Source organism: Variovorax sp. J2P1-31 (assembly GCF_030317215.1).
Classification (GTDB): Bacteria; Pseudomonadota; Gammaproteobacteria; order Burkholderiales; family Burkholderiaceae_C; genus Variovorax.
Map to the genome: position 1 here is coordinate 300,188 of NZ_JASZYA010000003.1, position 17,602 is coordinate 317,789.

The following is a 17,602-nucleotide window of genomic DNA, read 5'->3' on the forward strand; positions in this document are numbered from 1 at the left end:
TCCCTCCAACCCGTGGTTCGGTCTCATGATCCCAGCGGGACCACGATCCGCACACGGTAATTCTTCTGTTCGAGTCCGGCGCTGAACTGGGCCTGCACGTCGTGCAGCAGGCGCAGCCGGTCGCGCACGTTGGCCAATGCGATGCCGTGGCCGCGCGGCAGCGGCTGCTCGGCCCAGCGCAGCGGCGGCAGGCTGTTGGTCACCTCGATCACCGCCAGCGCGCCGCGCCGCTCGGTGCGGATGCGCAGCTGCGCGCCCTCGGGACTGGGTTCCACCCCATGCTTGACCGCATTCTCGACCAGCGGCTGCAGCAGCAGCGCCGGCAGCCGGGCCGCGCTGGCCGCCGGGTCGAGGTCCCAGCGGATCGCCAGCCGTTCGCCGAAGCGCACCTGCTCGATCGCCAGGTAGCGCTCGGCCAGCGCGATCTCGTCGGCCAGCGTGACCGCCTGGTCGGGGTCCGCCAGCGCCCGCCGGAACAGCTCGGCCAGATCCTCGAGCATGGCCTCGGCCTTGGCCGGCTCCTCGCGCACCAGCGCGATCGCGGTGTTGAGCGTGTTGAACAGGAAATGGGGCCGGATGCGCGCCTGCAGCTCCTCCAGCCGCGCGGTGGTGGCGGCCGGCGTGCGGCCGCGGGCGCGCAGCACCAGCCCGGCCATGATCAGGCCGGCGAACATGGCCCCGGCCGCCGCGCTGGCGATCCAGGGCGCCGCGGCCACCACGCCGGTGAGCCAGAGCAGCGCACAGCCGTAGAGCGCGGCCATCGCACCGAGCGCGGCACCGGCCGCGTACTGGCCCGGGCGCGGCAGGCGCGCCAGCATCCTCTTGAGCGCGCAGGCCAGCACCAGCCACAGCAGCGTGGCCGGCAGCGCGCCACCGGTGACGGTGGCCGACAGCACCAGCCAGTCGGCCGGCGAGCGCGCCACGAACAGCGTCGCGACCCCCACCACCGCCTCCACCAGCAGCACGGTGCGCAGCACCACGCCGATCTGGCAGGCATCGAACAGGCCGCCCGGCACCCCGCGCGCCGGCCCCCGCGCCAGCTTTCGCGCGGGTGTGGAAGGGGGGGCCGATAAAATCGCCGGATTGCGCATCACAGACACATCGGGTTATCAACCCATTATTGCCTTCCCTAGGCCCTCCATGACCCAAAACCAACTCGACAAGAAATCCGAAGCCTGGTCGGCGCTGTTCTCCGAACCCATGAGCGACCTGGTGAAACGCTACACGGCCAGCGTGTTCTTCGACAAGCGGCTGTGGCAGGCGGACATCGAAGGCTCGTTGGCGCATGCCGGCATGCTCGCCGCCCAGAAGATCATCGGCGCGCAGGACCTGGCCTCGATCCAGGGTGGGATGGCGCAGATCCGCGCCGAGATCGAATCGGGCGCCTTCGACTGGAAGCTCGACCTCGAGGACGTGCACCTCAACATCGAGGCCCGCCTGACCCAGCTGGTGGGCGATGCGGGCAAGCGCCTGCACACCGGCCGCAGCCGCAACGACCAGGTCGCGACCGACGTGCGGCTCTGGCTGCGCGGCGAGATCGACCTGATCGGCGAACTGCTGGTCGCGCTGCAGAAGGCGCTGGTCGACCTGGCAGAGAAGAACGTGGAAGTGATCCTGCCGGGCTTCACCCACCTGCAGGTGGCCCAGCCAGTGAGCTTCGGCCACCACATGCTGGCTTATGTGGAAATGTTCAGCCGCGACGCCGAGCGCCTGCTCGACGTGCGCAAGCGCGTGAACCGCCTGCCGCTGGGCGCGGCCGCGCTGGCTGGCACCAGCTACCCGCTGGACCGCGAGGCCGTGGCCCGCGCGCTGGGCATGGACGGCGTCTGCCAGAACAGCCTGGACGCGGTGAGCGACCGCGACTTCGCGATCGAATTCACCGCCGCCGCCTCGCTGGCGATGGTCCACATCAGCCGCCTGAGCGAAGAGCTGGTGCTGTGGATGAGCCAGAGCTTCGGCTTCATCGACATCGCCGACCGCTTCTGCACCGGCTCGTCGATCATGCCGCAGAAGAAGAACCCCGACGTGCCCGAGCTGGCGCGCGGCAAGACCGGCCGCGTGGTCGGCCACCTGATGGGCCTGATCACGCTGATGAAGGGCCAGCCGCTGGCCTACAACAAGGACAACCAGGAAGACAAGGAGCCGCTGTTCGACACCGTCGACACGCTCAAAGACACGCTGCGCATCTTCGCCGAGATGGTCGGCGGCATCACGGTCAAGCCCGAGGCGATGGAGAAGGCCGCGCTGCGCGGCTACGCCACCGCCACCGACCTGGCCGACTACCTGGTCAAGAAGGGCCTGCCCTTCCGCGACGCCCACGAAACCGTGGCCCATGCGGTGAAGGCCGCGATCTCGCACCAGGTCGACCTGTCGGAGCTGCCGCTGGCGGTGCTGCAGCAGTTCAACCCCGGCATCGAGAAGGACGTCTACGACGTGCTGAGCCTGCGCGGCTCGCTCAACGCCCGCAACATCCTCGGCGGCACCGCGCCGGCCCAGGTGCGCGCGCAGGTGGCGCGCCACCGCGCCCGGCTGGGATAAGCGCCCCATGAGCGCCGTCCGCCCACCCGAGGACACCGGCAAGTCCGAGATCCTGGACGCGCTCGCCTCGCGCCCCTCCTTCAACGGCCCGAGCTTCTCGCTGCGCAACCGGCTGCTGCGCGCGCTCTTCATCGTGGTCTGGGCCGCCACCGCCACCTGGACGCCGCGCCAGCTCGCGCCCTGGCGCAGGTTCCTGCTGCGCGCCTTCGGCGCCTCGATGGCCCCGCGCAGCGACGTGCGCGGCAGCGCCAGGGTCTGGTACCCGCCCAACCTCGTGATGCACGAGGGCGCGGTGATCGGCCCGCGGGTCAACTGCTACAACCTGGGCCCGATCACGATCGGGCGCCGGGCGCTGATCTCGCAGGACGCCCACCTGTGCAGCGGCACGCACGATTTCGACGACCCGCACTTCCAGCTGCAGGCGCGCGCCATCGTCATCGGCGCCCAGGCCTGGGTCTGCGCCGAGGCCTTCGTCGGGCCCGGCACCCAGGTCGGCGAGGGCGCGGTGGTCGGCGCCCGCTGCGTGACCTTCGGCGAACTCGCCCCCTGGACCGTCTACGCCGGCAACCCGGGCCGGCCGGTGCGCGAACGCAAGCGCTTCGAACCGCTGCCCTGAACCGGCGCGGGGCTGAATCCGGCGGGCCCCGCAAGCCGTACCCTTGGTATGGCCACTGCTGCCCCACAATGTCTGCATGACAGATCCCAGCCCCGACACCGAACTGATGGCGTTGATCGACCGGGTCGGCCAGCGCGACGAAGCCGCGCTGCGCCAGCTCTACGACCGGACCTCGCCCCGCCTGTTCGGGCTGGCGCTGCGCGTGGTGCGCCAGCGCGAATGGGCCGAGGACGTGCTGCAGGAAGCCTTCATGACCATCTGGCGCGTGGCCGGCGACTACCGCGGCACGCTGAGCCCGCCGCTGGCCTGGCTGGGGCTGATCGTGCGCAGCCGGGCGCTCGACCTGCTGCGCCGCCGCACCGCCGACCGCGCCCAGCTCACGCAGGAGTTCGACGAGGTGATGGCCGAGACGCTGGAGTCCGGCGCGCCCAACCCCATGGACATGGCCGATGCCGGCGAGCAGGCCTGGGCGCTGCACCAGTGCCTGCAGCAGCTCGAGGGCAAGCAGCGCGAGGTGGTGAGCCTGGCCTACCTGCGCGACCTGAGCCATGGCGAGCTGGCCGAACAGCTCAAGCTGCCGCTGGGCACGGTCAAGACCTGGATTCGCCGAGGGCTGGAGAAGCTGCGCGTCTGCATGGGCCGCTTCGCGTGAAGGACGCATCATGAACATTTCCACCCCCGCCGAACGGCTCGAACTGCTGGCCGCCAGCTATGCACTGGGCACGCTGCGCGGCGGCGCGCGCCGCCGTTTCGAGACCCTGGCGCGCGAGCAGGCGCCGGTGCGCGCCGCGGCACTGATCTGGCAGGGCCGGCTGGCCAGCCTGACCGAACTCGAGGCCAGCACCGTGCCCGACGCCGCGGTCTGGACCCGCGTGCGCAACCAGATCGAGGTCGAGAAGCAGGAACAGGCGCTGGCGCGCCAGCGTGCCGCGGCCGCGCCCGCCGACGCGCCGCCGCCCCGCGGCTGGCTGCGCAGCCTGGCGCTGTGGCGTGGCGCCACGGCCGCGGGCGCGCTGGCCACCGTGCTGGCCGTGGTGGTCGGCGTGAACCTGCGCGACGAACTGCGCAACGCCCCCAACGTGCGCTACGTGGCCGTGCTGTCCGACGACAAGGCCGCCGCCTCGATGCTCGTGACCTTCGACCCCACCAAGCGCCAGCTGACGCTGCAGCGGGTCGGCGAATACAGCGAGGGCGAGGACAAGTCGCTCGAGCTCTGGGCGCTGCCACCGGGCGGCGCGCCGCGCTCGCTGGGGGTTCTCGACCGCGCGCCCGCGCTGCGGCTGGCGGTGGCGGAGTCCGAAGTGCGCGAGGTGCCGGCGCTCGCGATCTCGCTCGAGCGCAAGGGCGGCGTGCCGCGCGGCCAGGGGCCGGCCGGCCCGATCGTGTTCAAGGGCGCGCTGATCGAAAAGATGCTCTGACGGGGAACCATCGCCGCGATTTTTCGTTCGCACGCCCCTCGTCTGCCAACCGCCGGCCCCCGCCGTGCGTTGTGTGGACTCCATGCCGCCGATGAAATCCTCCGCCTTCGTCCTGTGCCTGGCGCTCGCTCTGGGCGCCGCGGGCGCCGCCCGGGCCCAGCTGCCCGCCGCGCCGCAGGCGCTGCCGTCCGCCTCGCCCGACTACCTGGCCGCGATGAACCGCTGGCGCAGTTCGCTTAGCGCCTTCGCGAGCGCCGACAAGGAAAAGCTGCCCGCCACCGACGGCGTGCTCTTCGTGGGCAGCTCCACCATCCGCATGTGGACCCACCTGGCGCAGGACTTCCGGCAGTCGCCGGTGGTCATCAACCGCGGTTTCGGCGGCTCGACCATGGCCGACTGCAGCCTGTTCACCCACGAGCTGGTGGTGCGCTACCGACCGCGCCACGTGCTGGTCTACGCGGGCGACAACGACCTGGCCGAAGGCCGCACGCCGCTGCAGGTGCTGGAGAGCTTCGCCCAGTTCGCCAACACCGTGCGCGAGACTCTGCCCGAGGCGCGGATCAGCTACATCTCGATCAAGCCCAGCCCCTCGCGCGAGGCGCTGATGCCCAAGATCCGCACCACCAACGACATCATCGCGGCCTATGTGCGCACCATGGCCAATGCCGAGTACATCGACATCTTCACGCCGATGCTGGGCGCCGACGGACGCCCCCGCGCCGAGCTCTTCCTCGGCGACCGGCTGCACATGAACGAGACCGGCTACCGGCTCTGGCAGTCGGTGATCTCGGCCCACGTGACCGCGCCCGAGACGCTGGCGGCCAGCCCTGCCCCACGCCCGGTGCAGTCGGGCCCGGGCGTGCCCAGCGGCGCGTTCGTCCCGACGCCCTGAACGGGCACCGGCGCGGCCCGATCACGCAGCCGCCCATGACGACGCAGGCCCGAGCGCCCTCCCCGCCCAGGCCCAGTTCACATTCGTTGAACGTTCCGGTATTTCTTGACACATTTGCAGGGCGCGCAGGGCTCCAGCGGCGCAATGCGCCTCAAAATGTAAGAAATTGGTGCTAAAGTTTAAATTCCTTTTCAGGCCGTGCATGGGCCTTTGCAAGGGCAAAAACCCGCACTGCACACCTTGAAAGCCATGGAACATTCCCGCTGCATCGTCGTCATCCTCACCTTCAACTCCGCCGCGATCGTCCGCGAGACGGTGGGCGAGGCGCTGAAGGTCAGCCCCCATGTCTACGCGGTGGATTCCTTCTCCAGCGACGGCACGCCGCAGATCCTCGAGGAACTGGGCTGCACCGTGGTCCAGCGCGCCTTCTCCAACTACAGCGACCAGCGCAACTGGGCCATCGCCCAGGTCGAGCCGCACTGCGACTGGCAGCTGCACCTGGACGCCGACGAGGTGCTCGACGCCCAGGCGGTGCGCGAGATCGGCGCCCTGCTGGCCGGCACGCCGGCGCACGACGCCTACCTGCTGCGCCGGCGCGACTACTTCATGGGCAAGATGCTGCGCTTCAGCGGGGTCAACCCCTGGCACCTGCGGCTGTTCCGCTCGGGCCGCGGCCGCTGCGAGTCGCGGCTCTACGACCAGCACTTCATCAGCCCGGCCACGCCCGCGCGGCTCGCGGGCTTCATGCACGACAAGAATTCCGCCAGGCTGTCCGACTGGATCGCCAGCCACAACCGCTGGAGCGACGCCGAGGCCAAGGAGAAGCTGGCCCCCCAGGGCGCCGCCGACGGCGTGCTGCAGCCGCGCCTCCTGGGCGACCCGCGCGAGCGCACGCGCTTCATCAAGGAGCTCTACTACAAGCTGCCGAGCGGTGTGCGGGTGTCGAGCTACTTCCTCTACCGCTACGTCTTCCGCCTGGGCTTCCTCGATGGCGTGACGGGCTTCTATTTCGCGTTCTTCCAGGCCCTGTGGTTCCGCATGCTGGTCGACGCCAAGATGTACGAGCAGCGCGCCCAGCAGCGCGCGCCCTGATCCTTTTTATCTGTTCTTACGGAGTGATGCCGCCCATGCGCCAATACAACGCCTCCAAGCGAATTCTCGTCACCGGCGGTGCCGGTTTCCTGGGCAGCCACCTGTGCGACCGGCTGCTCGAACAGGGCCACGACGTGCTCTGCGTCGACAACTTCTTCACCGGCACCAAGCGCAACGTCGAGCACCTGCTCGACCATCCGCGCTTCGAGCTGATGCGCCACGACGTGACCTTCCCGCTGTATGTGGAAGTCGACGAGATCTTCAACCTGGCCTGCCCGGCCTCGCCGATCCACTACCAGCACGACCCGGTCCAGACCACCAAGACCAGCGTGCACGGCGCGATCAACATGCTGGGCCTGGCCAAGCGGGTGCGCGCCAAGATCCTGCAGGCCTCGACCAGCGAGGTCTACGGCGACCCCGAGGTGCATCCGCAGGTCGAAGGCTACTGGGGCCGCGTGAACCCGATCGGCATCCGCAGCTGCTACGACGAAGGCAAACGCTGCGCCGAGACGCTGTTCTTCGACTACCACCGCCAGCACCAGCTGCGCATCAAGGTCGTGCGCATCTTCAACACCTACGGCCCGCGCATGCATGCCAACGACGGCCGCGTGGTGTCGAACTTCATCGTCCAGGCGCTCAAGGGCGAGGACATCACGATCTACGGCAACGGCCAGCAGACGCGCAGCTTCTGCTATGTCGACGACCTGCTCGAAGCCATGCTGCGCATGATGGGCACCGGCGACCACTTCCCGGGCCCGGTCAACATCGGCAACCCCAACGAGTTCTCGATGCTGGAGCTGGCCAACAAGGTGATCGAGCTCACCGGCTCGAAGAGCAAGCTGGTGCGCCTGCCCCTGCCCTCGGACGACCCCAAGCAGCGCCAGCCCGACATCTCGGTGGCGCAGAAGGAACTCGGCGGCTGGACGCCCACCACGCAGCTCGACGAAGGCCTGGGCAAGACCATCGCCTATTTCGACCAGTTGCTTTCCGCGCCCGCCGCGGCCTGAAGGACCCGAACAAATGAAAATCTCGATCATCGGCACCGGCTACGTCGGCCTCGTCACCGGCGCCTGCCTGGCGGACATCGGCAACAACGTCTTCTGCCTGGACGTGGACCCGCGCAAGATCGCCATCCTGAAGGAAGGCGGCATCCCGATCTACGAACCCGGCCTGGCCGACGTGGTCCAGTCCAACGTGGAGGCCGGCCGGCTGGAGTTCTCGACCGACATCGAGGCCTCGGTGGCGCACGGCGAAGTGCAGTTCATCGCGGTCGGCACGCCGCCCGACGAGGACGGCAGCGCCGACCTGCAGTACGTGCTGGCCGCGGCCCGCAACATCGGCCGCTACATGGAGAGCTTCAAGGTGGTGGTCGACAAGTCGACCGTGCCGGTGGGCACCGCCGACAAGGTGAGCGCGGTGATCCGAGAGGAGCTCGAGAAGCGCGGCCGCACCGACCTCGGCTTCTCGGTGGTGAGCAACCCCGAGTTCCTCAAGGAAGGCGCGGCGGTCGACGACTTCATGCGCCCCGACCGCATCGTGATCGGCGTGGCCGACGACGACAACGGCCGCGAGGCCCTGGCCGCGATGCGCAAGCTCTATGCGCCCTTCAACCGCAACCACGAGCGCACCCGCGTGATGGACGTGCGCTCGGCCGAGTTCGCCAAGTACGCGGCCAACGCCATGCTGGCCACGCGCATCAGCTTCATGAACGAGCTGGCCAACCTGGCCGACCGCGTGGGCGCCGACATCGAGTCGGTGCGCCAGGGCATCGGCTCCGACCCGCGCATCGGCTACAGCTTCCTCTACGCCGGCACCGGCTACGGCGGCAGCTGCTTCCCCAAGGACATCCAGGCGCTGACCCGCATCGCGCGCGACAACGGCCAGACGCTGCGCGTGCTGGAGTCGGTCGAGGCGGTGAACGACGAGCAGAAGACGGTGCTGACCGACAAGGTCTTCGCGCGCTTCGGCGCCGACCTGAGCGGCCGCAGCTTCGCGCTGTGGGGCCTGGCCTTCAAGCCCAACACCGACGACATGCGCGAAGCGCCCAGCCGGGTGGTGATCGGTGCGCTGCTGCGCGCCGGCGCGCGCATCGTGGCGCACGACCCGATCGCCGTGACCGAGACCCGCCGCGTGCTCGCGCTCGACTTCGCCGACGCGCCCGTGCTGCTCGACCAGATCAGCTACGCCAAGGACCCGATGACGGCGCTCGAGGGTGCCGACGCGCTGATCATCGTGACCGAGTGGAAGGCCTACCACAGCCCCAACATCGAGCGGCTCAAGTCGACCATGAAGTCGCCGATCGTGTTCGACGGCCGCAACCTCTACGAGCCGGCGGTCATGAAGGCCGGCGGCGTGACCTACCACGGCATCGGCCGCAACAGCGTCTGAGGACCGGGCCGCGGCTCAGTCCGCGGCGCGCAGCCGCAGCCGCGCCGCCTTGCGCACATCGAGCCACAGCGTGACCCGCGCCACCGCGTAGAGCCCGGCGAACACCACGCCCAGCAGCAGCGCATCGCCCCAGGCCGGCCGCACCAGCTGGTTGCTGCCGTAGAAGGCCAGCACCAGCAGCACCGCCACCAGGTGGGCGCAGAACACCGGCAGCGAGGCCGAGCCCATGGCCTCCAGCGCATGCAGCCGCGGCAGCCTGCGCGCCAGCGCGGGCCCGAAACCGATCGCCAGCACGCCCAGCGCCACCAGGTTCAGGATGCGCAGCGGGCCGAGCTGCCACTTGTCGAACAGCAGGTTGAGCTGCTCGTCGGCACCGAAGGGCGCCTGGCCGTTGAGGCCGTGGTGGCGCCAGTACAGCCCGTACAGCGCCACGGCGGTGGCCGCCAGCAGCAGCCACGGCGGCAGGCGTATGGGCCGCGCGCCCGGCGCGCTGCGGCTGGCGCCCAGCCACAGCCCCATGAACCACAGGAACTGCCAGGCATAGGCATTGAAGGCGCCCATCTCGTGGAAGGGCACCGACAGGCCGGTCCAGCGCACCACCCCCACGTAGATCCATTCGCTCAGGCCGAACTGCGCCAGCGCCCAGACGGTGGTGCTGGCCAGCACCACGCCCAGCCAGCCGTGGCGCATCGCGAGGGCCAGCACCCAAGGGCTGAGCAGCATGAAGAAGATGTACATCGGCAGGATGTCCAGCAGCGGCGGCTCGTAGACCAGCAGCAGGCCGAACAGGAAGCCCTCGCGCGGCTGCTCCAGGTAGAAGGACATCAGGTCCTTCACGGCCGGCTGGTCGATGCGCAGGCCGACCGCCGCGATGATGGTGAACAGGAACAGCAGCGTGGCCGCCTGCGCCAGGTAGATGCGCAGCGCGCGGCGCCAGAAGGCGCGGCGCATCGCGTCGACCCCCTCGCGGTAGCCGGCGCGGCTGTAGACCAGGCCGGCCATGAAGGCCGACAGCAGCACGAAGCCTTCGGCCGCCGACACGAATCCGAAGGGCTGGCCCAGCGGATCGGTCAGGCGCGAGGGCAGGTGCGTGAGCGTCATCAGCACCAGCATCAGCCCGCGCAGCGCATCGACCTCCCAGTAGCGTGGCGAGGCCGGGCGCACCGACGGCGCGCCCTGGGCGTGGATCGGCACCATGCGCTCGGGCTCAGACGGTCGCGCGGATCGCGTCGACGATGGCTTCGCCGTAGCGCTGCCATGAATAGTCGGCCGCATGCCGCGCCGCGCGGGCCTTCATCGCCACCAGCTCGGGCCGGTGCTGGTTGAGCCAGGCCAGCTTCGCGGCGATGGCCTCGGGCGAACGGATCGGCACCAGGAAACCGGTCTGGCCCTCGATCACCAGGTCGGCACCGCCGGTGTTGGGCGTGATCACCACCGGCAGGCCCTGGCTCATGGCTTCCTGCATCACCAGCGCGCGCCCTTCGACGATCGAGGGCAGGCAGAACACGTCGCAGCTGCGCATCAGCGCCAGCACCTCGGCATGCGGGCGGCCCTTCTCGTGGATGAAGCCCGGGCACTCGCGCTGGTAGAAGTCCAGGTCGGCCAGCGGCGCGCCCATCACCCGCAGCTCGATGTTCTCGCCGCCCAGCAGGCCCATGGCCTGCATCAGGTCGGCCAGGCCCTTGCGCTGGCCCATCGAGCCCGCGAACAGCACGCGCATCGGCCGCGCCGGGTCGAGCGCGGCCTCGGACCAGCCGCCGGTCCAGACCGGGGGGGAACCGAAGGGCGACATCACGCAGGCCTTCTGCGCCGCCGAGGCGGGCAGCGAGTCGCGCACGAAGTGGCTGGCCACCACGACCAGGTCGGCCAGCGCCAGTTCCTCGGTCTTGCGGTCGAGCTTGGCCTGCGAGTCGAGCAGGCCGCCGCCCAGGGTGGGCGCCCAGGCGGGCAGGCGTTCGCCCTCCTCCTGCATCAGGCGCCGGCCCAGTTCCCAGTAGGCGATGGGCAGGTCGTAGATGCGTTTCAGGCCCAGCGTGCGGGCCGCGCGGAAGGTGGCGAGCGCGCCGTCCTCGTAGGCGTACACGCCCTTCAGGCCTTCGCGCGACTGCAGCCGGGGCAAGGTGCCCGCGACGAAGCGGTCGAAGTCACGGATCACCGCGTCGACCGAGGCGAAGCCCTCTTCGTGCCGCAGCGGACCGCGCCAGCCCAGCGCACCGCAGGCCACGCGCGCGATCTCGCGCCCGGGGTGCTGCAGCAGCTTGTCGCGCGGCACGTCGAAGCGCCGGCGCATCCATTCGTTGCGCAGGCGCCCGGGCATCAGCTTCAGGGCGAGGCTCTGGTCGTCGGCGGCGACGGTGGTGGCGAAGCGGCCCAGCATTCCGGCCGCCTGCAAGGCGTCGAGCATGGCGCGCACATTCTGGTTGCCCGCGGGATGGCTCAACAGCAGTGTCATGGCGGCCGATCATAGTGGAGCGATTGTTTCCAGAGGGGGCAAAACCGGGTGTTTGGCACGATCCGGTGAGGCCTTTTGCCTTCTAGGCGCCCCTTCGAGTTGCGCTACGCTGCAAACCCGAAGGAGAACGTCCCTTGAAGACAAGAACAACCGCTTCCGTCATCACCGCCGCGCTGCTCGCGCTGGCCGCATTCGAGGCCAGTGCCCTGCAGACCCTGAGCGTCACACCGCAGGGCGAGGTCGCCCGCGTGCGCCAGGTGGTGGCCAAGTTCGATGCCGCCGCCGTCAACTTCGGCGACCCCAAGGCCGCCGCGCCTTTCACCGTGAGCTGCAACGACGCGCAGGCCGCCAAGGGCACCGGGCGCTGGACCGGCGAGAAGCAGTGGGTCTACGACTTCGAGAACGACCTGCCGCCCGGCGTGCGCTGCACCGTGAGCCGCGTGCCCAACTTCAAGCCGGCCGCGGGCGGCGACTGGACCGGCCCGGAGCGCCACAGCTTCAACACCGGTGGCCCCTTCGTGCGCAACATCCAGCCCAGCTACGGGAAGATCGACGAGCAGCAGTCCTTCGTGCTCGAGTTCAACGGCCCGGCCACGCTGGCCAGCGTGCGCGACAACGTCTGGTGCGCGGCCGACGACATCGGCGAGCGCATCCCGGTCCGGCTGCTCGAGGGCAGCGACCGCGAGGCGCTGCTCAAGGCCGCCGGCCGCGACCGCGCCGCCCAGAAGGAGCCGCTGCGCTTCGCCACGCTGCAGTGCAACCGCACCCTGAGCGCGGGCAGCCGCATCCAGCTGGTCTACGGCCAGGGCGTGGCCACGCCCTCGGGCATCGTCAACACCACCGAGAAGCGCTTCAGCTACGAGGTGCGCGATCCCTTCGCGGTGTCCTTCACCTGCGAGCGCGAGAACGCGCAGGCCGCCTGCCTGCCGCTGCGGCCGATGGAGCTGCGCTTCAACGCGCCGGTCACGCGCAAGCTGGCCAGCCAGATCCGCCTGAGCGGTGGCGGCCAGACGATCAAGCCCAAGTTCAACGACGAGGAGAAGGCGGCCAGCGACGACGCGGTGATCGAGTCGGTGCGCTTCGTGCCGCCCTTCCCCGAAGAGACGCCCTTCAAGGTCGAGCTGCCCTCGAAGTTCGAGGACGCCTCGGGCCGCGCGCTGGGCGAGCCCGACACCTTCCCGCTGGCCGTCGCCACCGGCGCGATGCCGCCGCTGGCCAAGTTCGCGGCCTCGCCCTTCGGCGTGCTCGAACGCCTGGCCGAGCCCGGCGGCGTCGCGATGATGCCGGTCACGGTGCGGCGCGTGGAACCCGAACTGCAGGTGCAGGCGCTCACGCCCGGCAAGGTCAGCGACCTGAACCCGAAGACCGACGCCGAGATCATCGCCTGGTACCGCAAGGTGCGTCGCTACGACGAGCGCTCGTCCATCGACCGCGCCACCGCGGGCCGCGACAGCCGCGGCCCCCTGCCGCCGGTGATCGACCGTGACAACCGCAGCAGCGTGCAGACCCGCATGGTGTCGCTGCTGGGCGGCCTGCCCGGCGTGAAGACGCTGGACATGCCCAAGGCCGGCGACGCGGGCCCCGCCGGGCGCCCCTTCGAGGTCATCGGCATCCCGCTGACGCCGGGCTTCCACGTGCTGGAGATCGCGTCGAAGAAGCTGGGCGATGCCTTGCTCGACGAGCGCTACGGCGACGGCCGCACGATGTACGTGCGCACCACCGCGCTGGCCACCAACCTCGCGGTGCACTTCAAGCTGGGGCGCGAGAACGCCGTGGCCTGGGTCACGACGCTCGACAAGGGCCAGGTGGTGCCCAACGCCGCGGTGCGGGTCTCGGACTGCCGCGGCCGCGAGGTGGCCAAGGGCAGCACCGACGCCAGCGGCGTCGTGACGCTGGCCGGCATCTCGTCCAGCCCGCCCAGCTGCTCGGGCGAGAACGACTACGGCAACGACGCCTACTTCGTGAGCGCCCGCGCCACGCTCACCGATGCCGGCGACAAGAACGCCAAGCCGGTGGAAGACCTGGCCTTCACCTGGAGCGACTGGCAGCGCGGCATCGAGCCCTGGCGCTTCAACGTGCCGACCAGCCTCGAGCCCGAGCCCGACCGCATCGCCCACACCGTGTTCGACCGCACGCTGTTCCGCGCCGGCGAGACGGTGTCGATGAAGCACCTGATCCGCGCCCAGACCGCCCGCGGCTTCGGCCTGCCCGATGCGCGGCCCGACACGCTGGTCATCACGCACAGCGGCAGCGGCCAGAAGTTCACCCAGCCCCTGGCCTGGCGCCAGACCGCCACCGGCGGCCTGAGCGCGGTCAACACCTTCGCCATTCCGCCGGCCGCCAAGCTGGGCGTCTACCAGGTCGAACTGCGCAGCGCCAAGAGCAAGGGCGGCGACGACGACGACTACCAACGCAGCTTCGGCAGCGGCCAGTTCCGGGTCGAGGAGTTCCGCCTGCCGGTGCTCGAGGGCCGCGTGACGCCCAGCGACAAGAAGCCGCTGGTGGCCGTCACCTCGCTGCCCACCGACGTGCAGATCAACTACGTGGCCGGCGGCGGCGCGGCCAACCTGCCGGTGCGCGTGTCGGCCATGGTGCGTGGCAAGAGCCTGTCCTTCGCCGACTACGACAGCTTCAACTTCTCGCCGCCGCGCCAGCAGGGCGACAGCGCGGCCGCCGATGCGGACGAGGAAGCCTCGGCCTCGGCCGACACCCGCGTGATCGCCGACAAGCTGCCGGTCACGCTGGACCGCAACGGCGCCGGCAAGCTCACGATCGACAAGGTGCCGCTGGCCAAGGCCACGCCGCGCGAACTGCTGATCGAAGCCACCTACTCCGACCCCAACGGCGAGGTGCAGACCATCCGCAGCACGCAGACGCTGTGGCCGGCCGAGGTGATCGCCGGCCTGAAGACCGAAGGCTGGGTGTCGACCGACAAGAAGCTCAAGTTCCAGGCACTCGCGCTCGACCTCGCCGGCAAGGCGCAGGCCGGCGTGAAGGTGCAGGTGAACGCCGTCGCGCGCATCACCACCACCAGCCGCAAGCGCATGGTCGGGGGCTTCTACACCTACGACAACAAGACCGAGCTCAAGGACCTGGGCACGGTGTGCACCGGCACCAGCGACCTGCGGGGCCTGGTGCTGTGCGAGGCCGCGCTCAAGGAGGCCGGCGAGGTCGAGCTGGTGGTGACCGCCAGCGACAAGGAAGGCCGCGAGAGCAAGGCCGCGGGCTCGGTCTACGTGACCCGTCAGGGCGAGCTCTGGTTCGGCGGCGAGGACAACGACCGCATCGACGTGCTGCCCGAGAAGAAGAACTACCAGCCCGGCGAGGTCGCCAAGTTCCAGGTGCGCAGCCCCTTCCGCTTCGCGACTGCGCTGGTCGCGGTGGAACGCGAAGGCGTGATCGAGACCCACGTGGTGCAGCTCAACGGCCAGGACCCGACCGTGAGCCTGCAGGTCAAGCCCGAATGGGGGCCCAACGCCTACGTCAGCGTGCTCGCGCTGCGCGGCCGGCTGCGCGAGGTGCCCTGGTACAGCTTCTTCACCTGGGGCTTCAAGGCGCCGCGCGAGTGGTGGACCGCCTTCTGGTACGAAGGCAAGGAGTACGTCGCGCCGACCGCGCTGGTCGACCTGAGCAAGCCGGCCTACCGCTTCGGCCTGGCCGAGATCCGCGTCGGCACGCAGGCGCACCGCATCGACGTCAAGGTCACGAGCGACAAGCCCAGCTACCCGGTGCGCGGCCAGGCCCAGGTCACCATCTCGGCCAAGCTGCCCGACGGCAAGCCGGCCGCGGGCGCCGAGGTGGCGCTGGCCGCGGTCGACCAGGCGCTGCTCGAGCTGATGCCCAACGACAGCTGGAACCTGCTCGAGGCCATGCTGCAGCGGCGCAGCTGGGGCGTCTCGACCTCGACCGCGCAGATGGAGATCGTCGGCCGTCGGCACTACGGCAAGAAGGCCGTGCCCGCGGGCGGCGGCGGCGGCAAGGGCCAGACGCGCGAGCTGCTCGACACCCTGCTGCTGTGGAACCCCTCGGTGGTGCTCGATGCCAACGGCCAGGCCGTGGTGACGGTGCCGCTCAACGATGCGCTGACCACCTTCAAGATCGTCGCCGTGGCCGACATGGGCACCGGCCTGTTCGGCACCGGCCAGGCGAGCATCCAGGCCACGCAGGACCTGCAGATCATCAGCGGCCTGCCGCCGCTGGTGCGCGAGGACGACCAGTTCCGCGCGCAGCTCACCTTGCGCAACACCACGCAGAAGACCATGAAGGTCGAGGCCACGCCGCGCGCGACCCTGCTCACGCTCGAGCCGCAGACCGTCGAGATCCCGGCCGGCGAAGCGCGCGAGCTGGCCTGGAACGTGACGGCGCCGGCCCAGCTCGCGCAGACGCGGGCCGAGGCCATCCTGTGGGAAATCGAGGCCAGGGACACACTGGGCGGCGCGCGCGATGCGCTCAAGGTGCGCCAGCGCATCGTGCCGGCCGTGCCGCTCACGGTGCAGCAGGCCACGCTGGTGCAGGTCGACGGCAGCTTCACGCTCGACGTGGCGCCGCCCGCCGACGCGCTGCCCAACCGCGGCGGCCTGAAGATGTCGCTGCAGCCCAAGCTGGCCGAAGGCATGCCGGGCGTGCGCGACTGGTTCGCCAACTACCCCTTCAGCTGCCTCGAGCAGAAGACCAGCAAGGCCATCGGCCTGCGCGACGGCAAGCTGTGGCAGGGTGTGGTGGCGCAGCTGCCCAGCTACCTCGACAGCGACGGGCTCGCGAGCTACTTCCCGCCGCGCGACGGCGAGTCGAACCGCGGCAGCGACATCCTCACCTCGTACCTGCTGGCCGCCACGCACGAGGCCTCGTCCATCGACCCGGCCTTCGCGCTATCGGACGCGGCGCGCGCGCCGATGGAAAGCGGCCTGATCGCCTTCGTCGAAGGCCGGATCCAGCGCGAGTTCTGGAGCCCGCGCAAGGACCTGGACGTGCGCAAGCTGGCCGCGCTGGAAGCGCTGTCGCGCTACGGCAAGGCACGCGGCGCCATGACCGCGAGCATCACCATCGCGCCCAACCAGTGGCCCACCAGCGCGGTGATCGACTGGATGCAGATCCTGAAGCGCGTGCCCGACGTGCCGCAGCGCCAGCAGCGGCTGGACGAGGCCGGCAACGTGCTCAAGGCACGCCTGTCCTACCAGGGCACCAAGCTGATCTTCAGCACCGAGCAGGACGACTACTGGTGGTGGCTCATGACCAACGGCGACGTCAACACCGCGCGGCTGCTGCTGGCGGTGATGGACGACCCGGCCTGGAAGGACGACATCGGCCGGCTAGCCAACGGCTTCATCGGCCGCCAGCAGAACGGCGCCTGGCACACCACCACGGCCAACCTCTGGGGCGGCCTGGCGCTCGACCGTTTCTCGAAGGTGTTCGAGAGCACGCCGGTGACCGGCACCACCACCGCCGTGCTGCGCCCACCGGCCGTGGGCAACGCGGATTCGGCGGCCCGCACCGACAGCGTGGACTGGAGCCGCGTCGAGCGCGTGAAGGCCAGCGACGCCACGGGCGCCCCGAACCAGGGCACCTGGTTCGGCGCCCCCGCGTCGCCCGGTAACCTGCGCAACAACACCATGTTCCTGCCCTGGAAGCTGCCGACCAAGGAGACGCTGACCGTCACCCAGGGCGGCACCGGCAAGCCCTGGCTCACGCTGCAGTCGGTGGCCGCGGTGCAGCTCAAGGCGCCCTTCGCGGCCGGCTATGCGATCAAGAAGACCATCACGCCGGTCGAGCAGGCCAAGGCCGGCCAGTACACGCGCGGCGACATCCTGCGCATCACGCTCGAGGTCAACGCCAGCGCCGACATGACCTGGGTCGCGATCACCGACCCCGTGCCCGGCGGCGCGACCATCCTGGGCAGCGGGCTGGGCCGCGACTCGCAGATCGCCACGCAGGGCGAGAAGCGCAGCGGCGCCGGCTGGCCGGCCTTCGAGGAGCGCAGCTTCGAGTCCTTCCGCAGCTACTACGAGTACCTGCCCAAGGGCGTGGTGAAGATGGAGTACACGGTGCGGCTCAACAACGTGGGCGACTTCGCGCTGCCGCCCAGCCGTGTCGAGGCGCTCTATGCGCCCGAGATGTTCGGCGAGGCGCCGAACGCGCGCGTGAAGGTGGAGCCGGCCGCGAAATGAGCGCGGCGCGCGCCCGGCTTCGGCCGGGCGTGCCGCCGGCGC

The 17,602-nt window shown here is 70.2% G+C and carries 12 protein-coding genes; 9 read left to right on the plus strand and 3 right to left on the minus strand.

Annotated features, from left to right (window positions below; all coding sequences use genetic code 11):
* Nucleotides 1–23 precede the first annotated feature (23 nt).
* Complete coding sequence (locus tag QTI20_RS21295; RefSeq protein WP_286554502.1) at nt 24–1,091, minus strand: sensor histidine kinase; 1,068 nt, start codon at nt 1,089–1,091, stop codon at nt 24–26.
* A gap of 49 nt (nt 1,092–1,140) precedes the next feature.
* Here QTI20_RS21295 and argH point away from each other — a divergent pair, with 49 nt between their 5' ends.
* The 8 genes from argH to QTI20_RS21335 all read left to right on the plus strand — a co-directional run bounded on the left by argH (nt 1,141) and on the right by QTI20_RS21335 (nt 8,944).
* On the plus strand, nt 1,141–2,538 hold the full coding sequence (gene argH / locus QTI20_RS21300; protein ID WP_286554501.1) for an argininosuccinate lyase: 1,398 nt from the start codon (nt 1,141–1,143) through the stop codon (nt 2,536–2,538).
* A gap of 7 nt (nt 2,539–2,545) precedes the next feature.
* Complete coding sequence (locus QTI20_RS21305; RefSeq protein ID WP_183024524.1) at nt 2,546–3,154, plus strand: LbetaH domain-containing protein; 609 nt, start codon at nt 2,546–2,548, stop codon at nt 3,152–3,154.
* A 76-nt stretch (nt 3,155–3,230) separates the two neighbouring features.
* Entirely contained in the window at nt 3,231–3,806 is a 576-nt protein-coding gene (locus QTI20_RS21310; protein WP_286554499.1) for an RNA polymerase sigma factor, read from the plus strand.
* 10 nt (nt 3,807–3,816) lie between these two features.
* Nucleotides 3,817–4,572, plus strand: coding sequence for an anti-sigma factor (locus tag QTI20_RS21315; protein WP_286554498.1), 756 nt, complete (start codon nt 3,817–3,819; stop codon nt 4,570–4,572).
* A 91-nt stretch (nt 4,573–4,663) separates the two neighbouring features.
* Nucleotides 4,664–5,464 carry an SGNH/GDSL hydrolase family protein gene (locus QTI20_RS21320; RefSeq protein WP_286554496.1) on the plus strand — a complete coding sequence of 267 codons (801 nt, stop codon included), beginning with the start codon at nt 4,664–4,666 and terminating at the stop codon, nt 5,462–5,464.
* A gap of 249 nt (nt 5,465–5,713) precedes the next feature.
* Nucleotides 5,714–6,556: a glycosyltransferase family 2 protein gene (locus QTI20_RS21325; RefSeq protein WP_286554495.1), complete on the plus strand. Its 843-nt coding sequence runs from the start codon at nt 5,714–5,716 to the stop codon at nt 6,554–6,556.
* 35 nt (nt 6,557–6,591) lie between these two features.
* On the plus strand, nt 6,592–7,563 hold the full coding sequence (locus tag QTI20_RS21330) for a UDP-glucuronic acid decarboxylase family protein (protein ID WP_286554494.1): 972 nt from the start codon (nt 6,592–6,594) through the stop codon (nt 7,561–7,563).
* Nucleotides 7,564–7,576: 13 nt separating this feature from the next.
* On the plus strand, nt 7,577–8,944 hold the full coding sequence (locus QTI20_RS21335) for a UDP-glucose dehydrogenase family protein (protein ID WP_183024530.1): 1,368 nt from the start codon (nt 7,577–7,579) through the stop codon (nt 8,942–8,944).
* A 15-nt stretch (nt 8,945–8,959) separates the two neighbouring features.
* Here the strand turns inward: QTI20_RS21335 and opgC are convergent, their stop codons facing one another.
* Both opgC and QTI20_RS21345 read right to left on the minus strand, forming a co-directional pair.
* Nucleotides 8,960–10,141 (minus strand): OpgC domain-containing protein, encoded by a 1,182-nt coding sequence (opgC, locus tag QTI20_RS21340; protein WP_286554490.1) that lies wholly within the window; start codon nt 10,139–10,141, stop codon nt 8,960–8,962.
* Between the two features lie 10 nt (nt 10,142–10,151).
* A complete protein-coding gene (locus tag QTI20_RS21345) occupies nt 10,152–11,396 on the minus strand; it encodes a glycosyltransferase family 4 protein (RefSeq protein ID WP_286554489.1) in 1,245 nt (414 codons plus the stop codon).
* Nucleotides 11,397–11,530: 134 nt separating this feature from the next.
* Here QTI20_RS21345 and QTI20_RS21350 point away from each other — a divergent pair, with 134 nt between their 5' ends.
* A complete protein-coding gene (locus QTI20_RS21350; protein ID WP_503011440.1) occupies nt 11,531–17,560 on the plus strand; it encodes an alpha-2-macroglobulin family protein in 6,030 nt (2,009 codons plus the stop codon).
* The last annotated feature ends 42 nt before the right edge of the window (nt 17,561–17,602 follow it).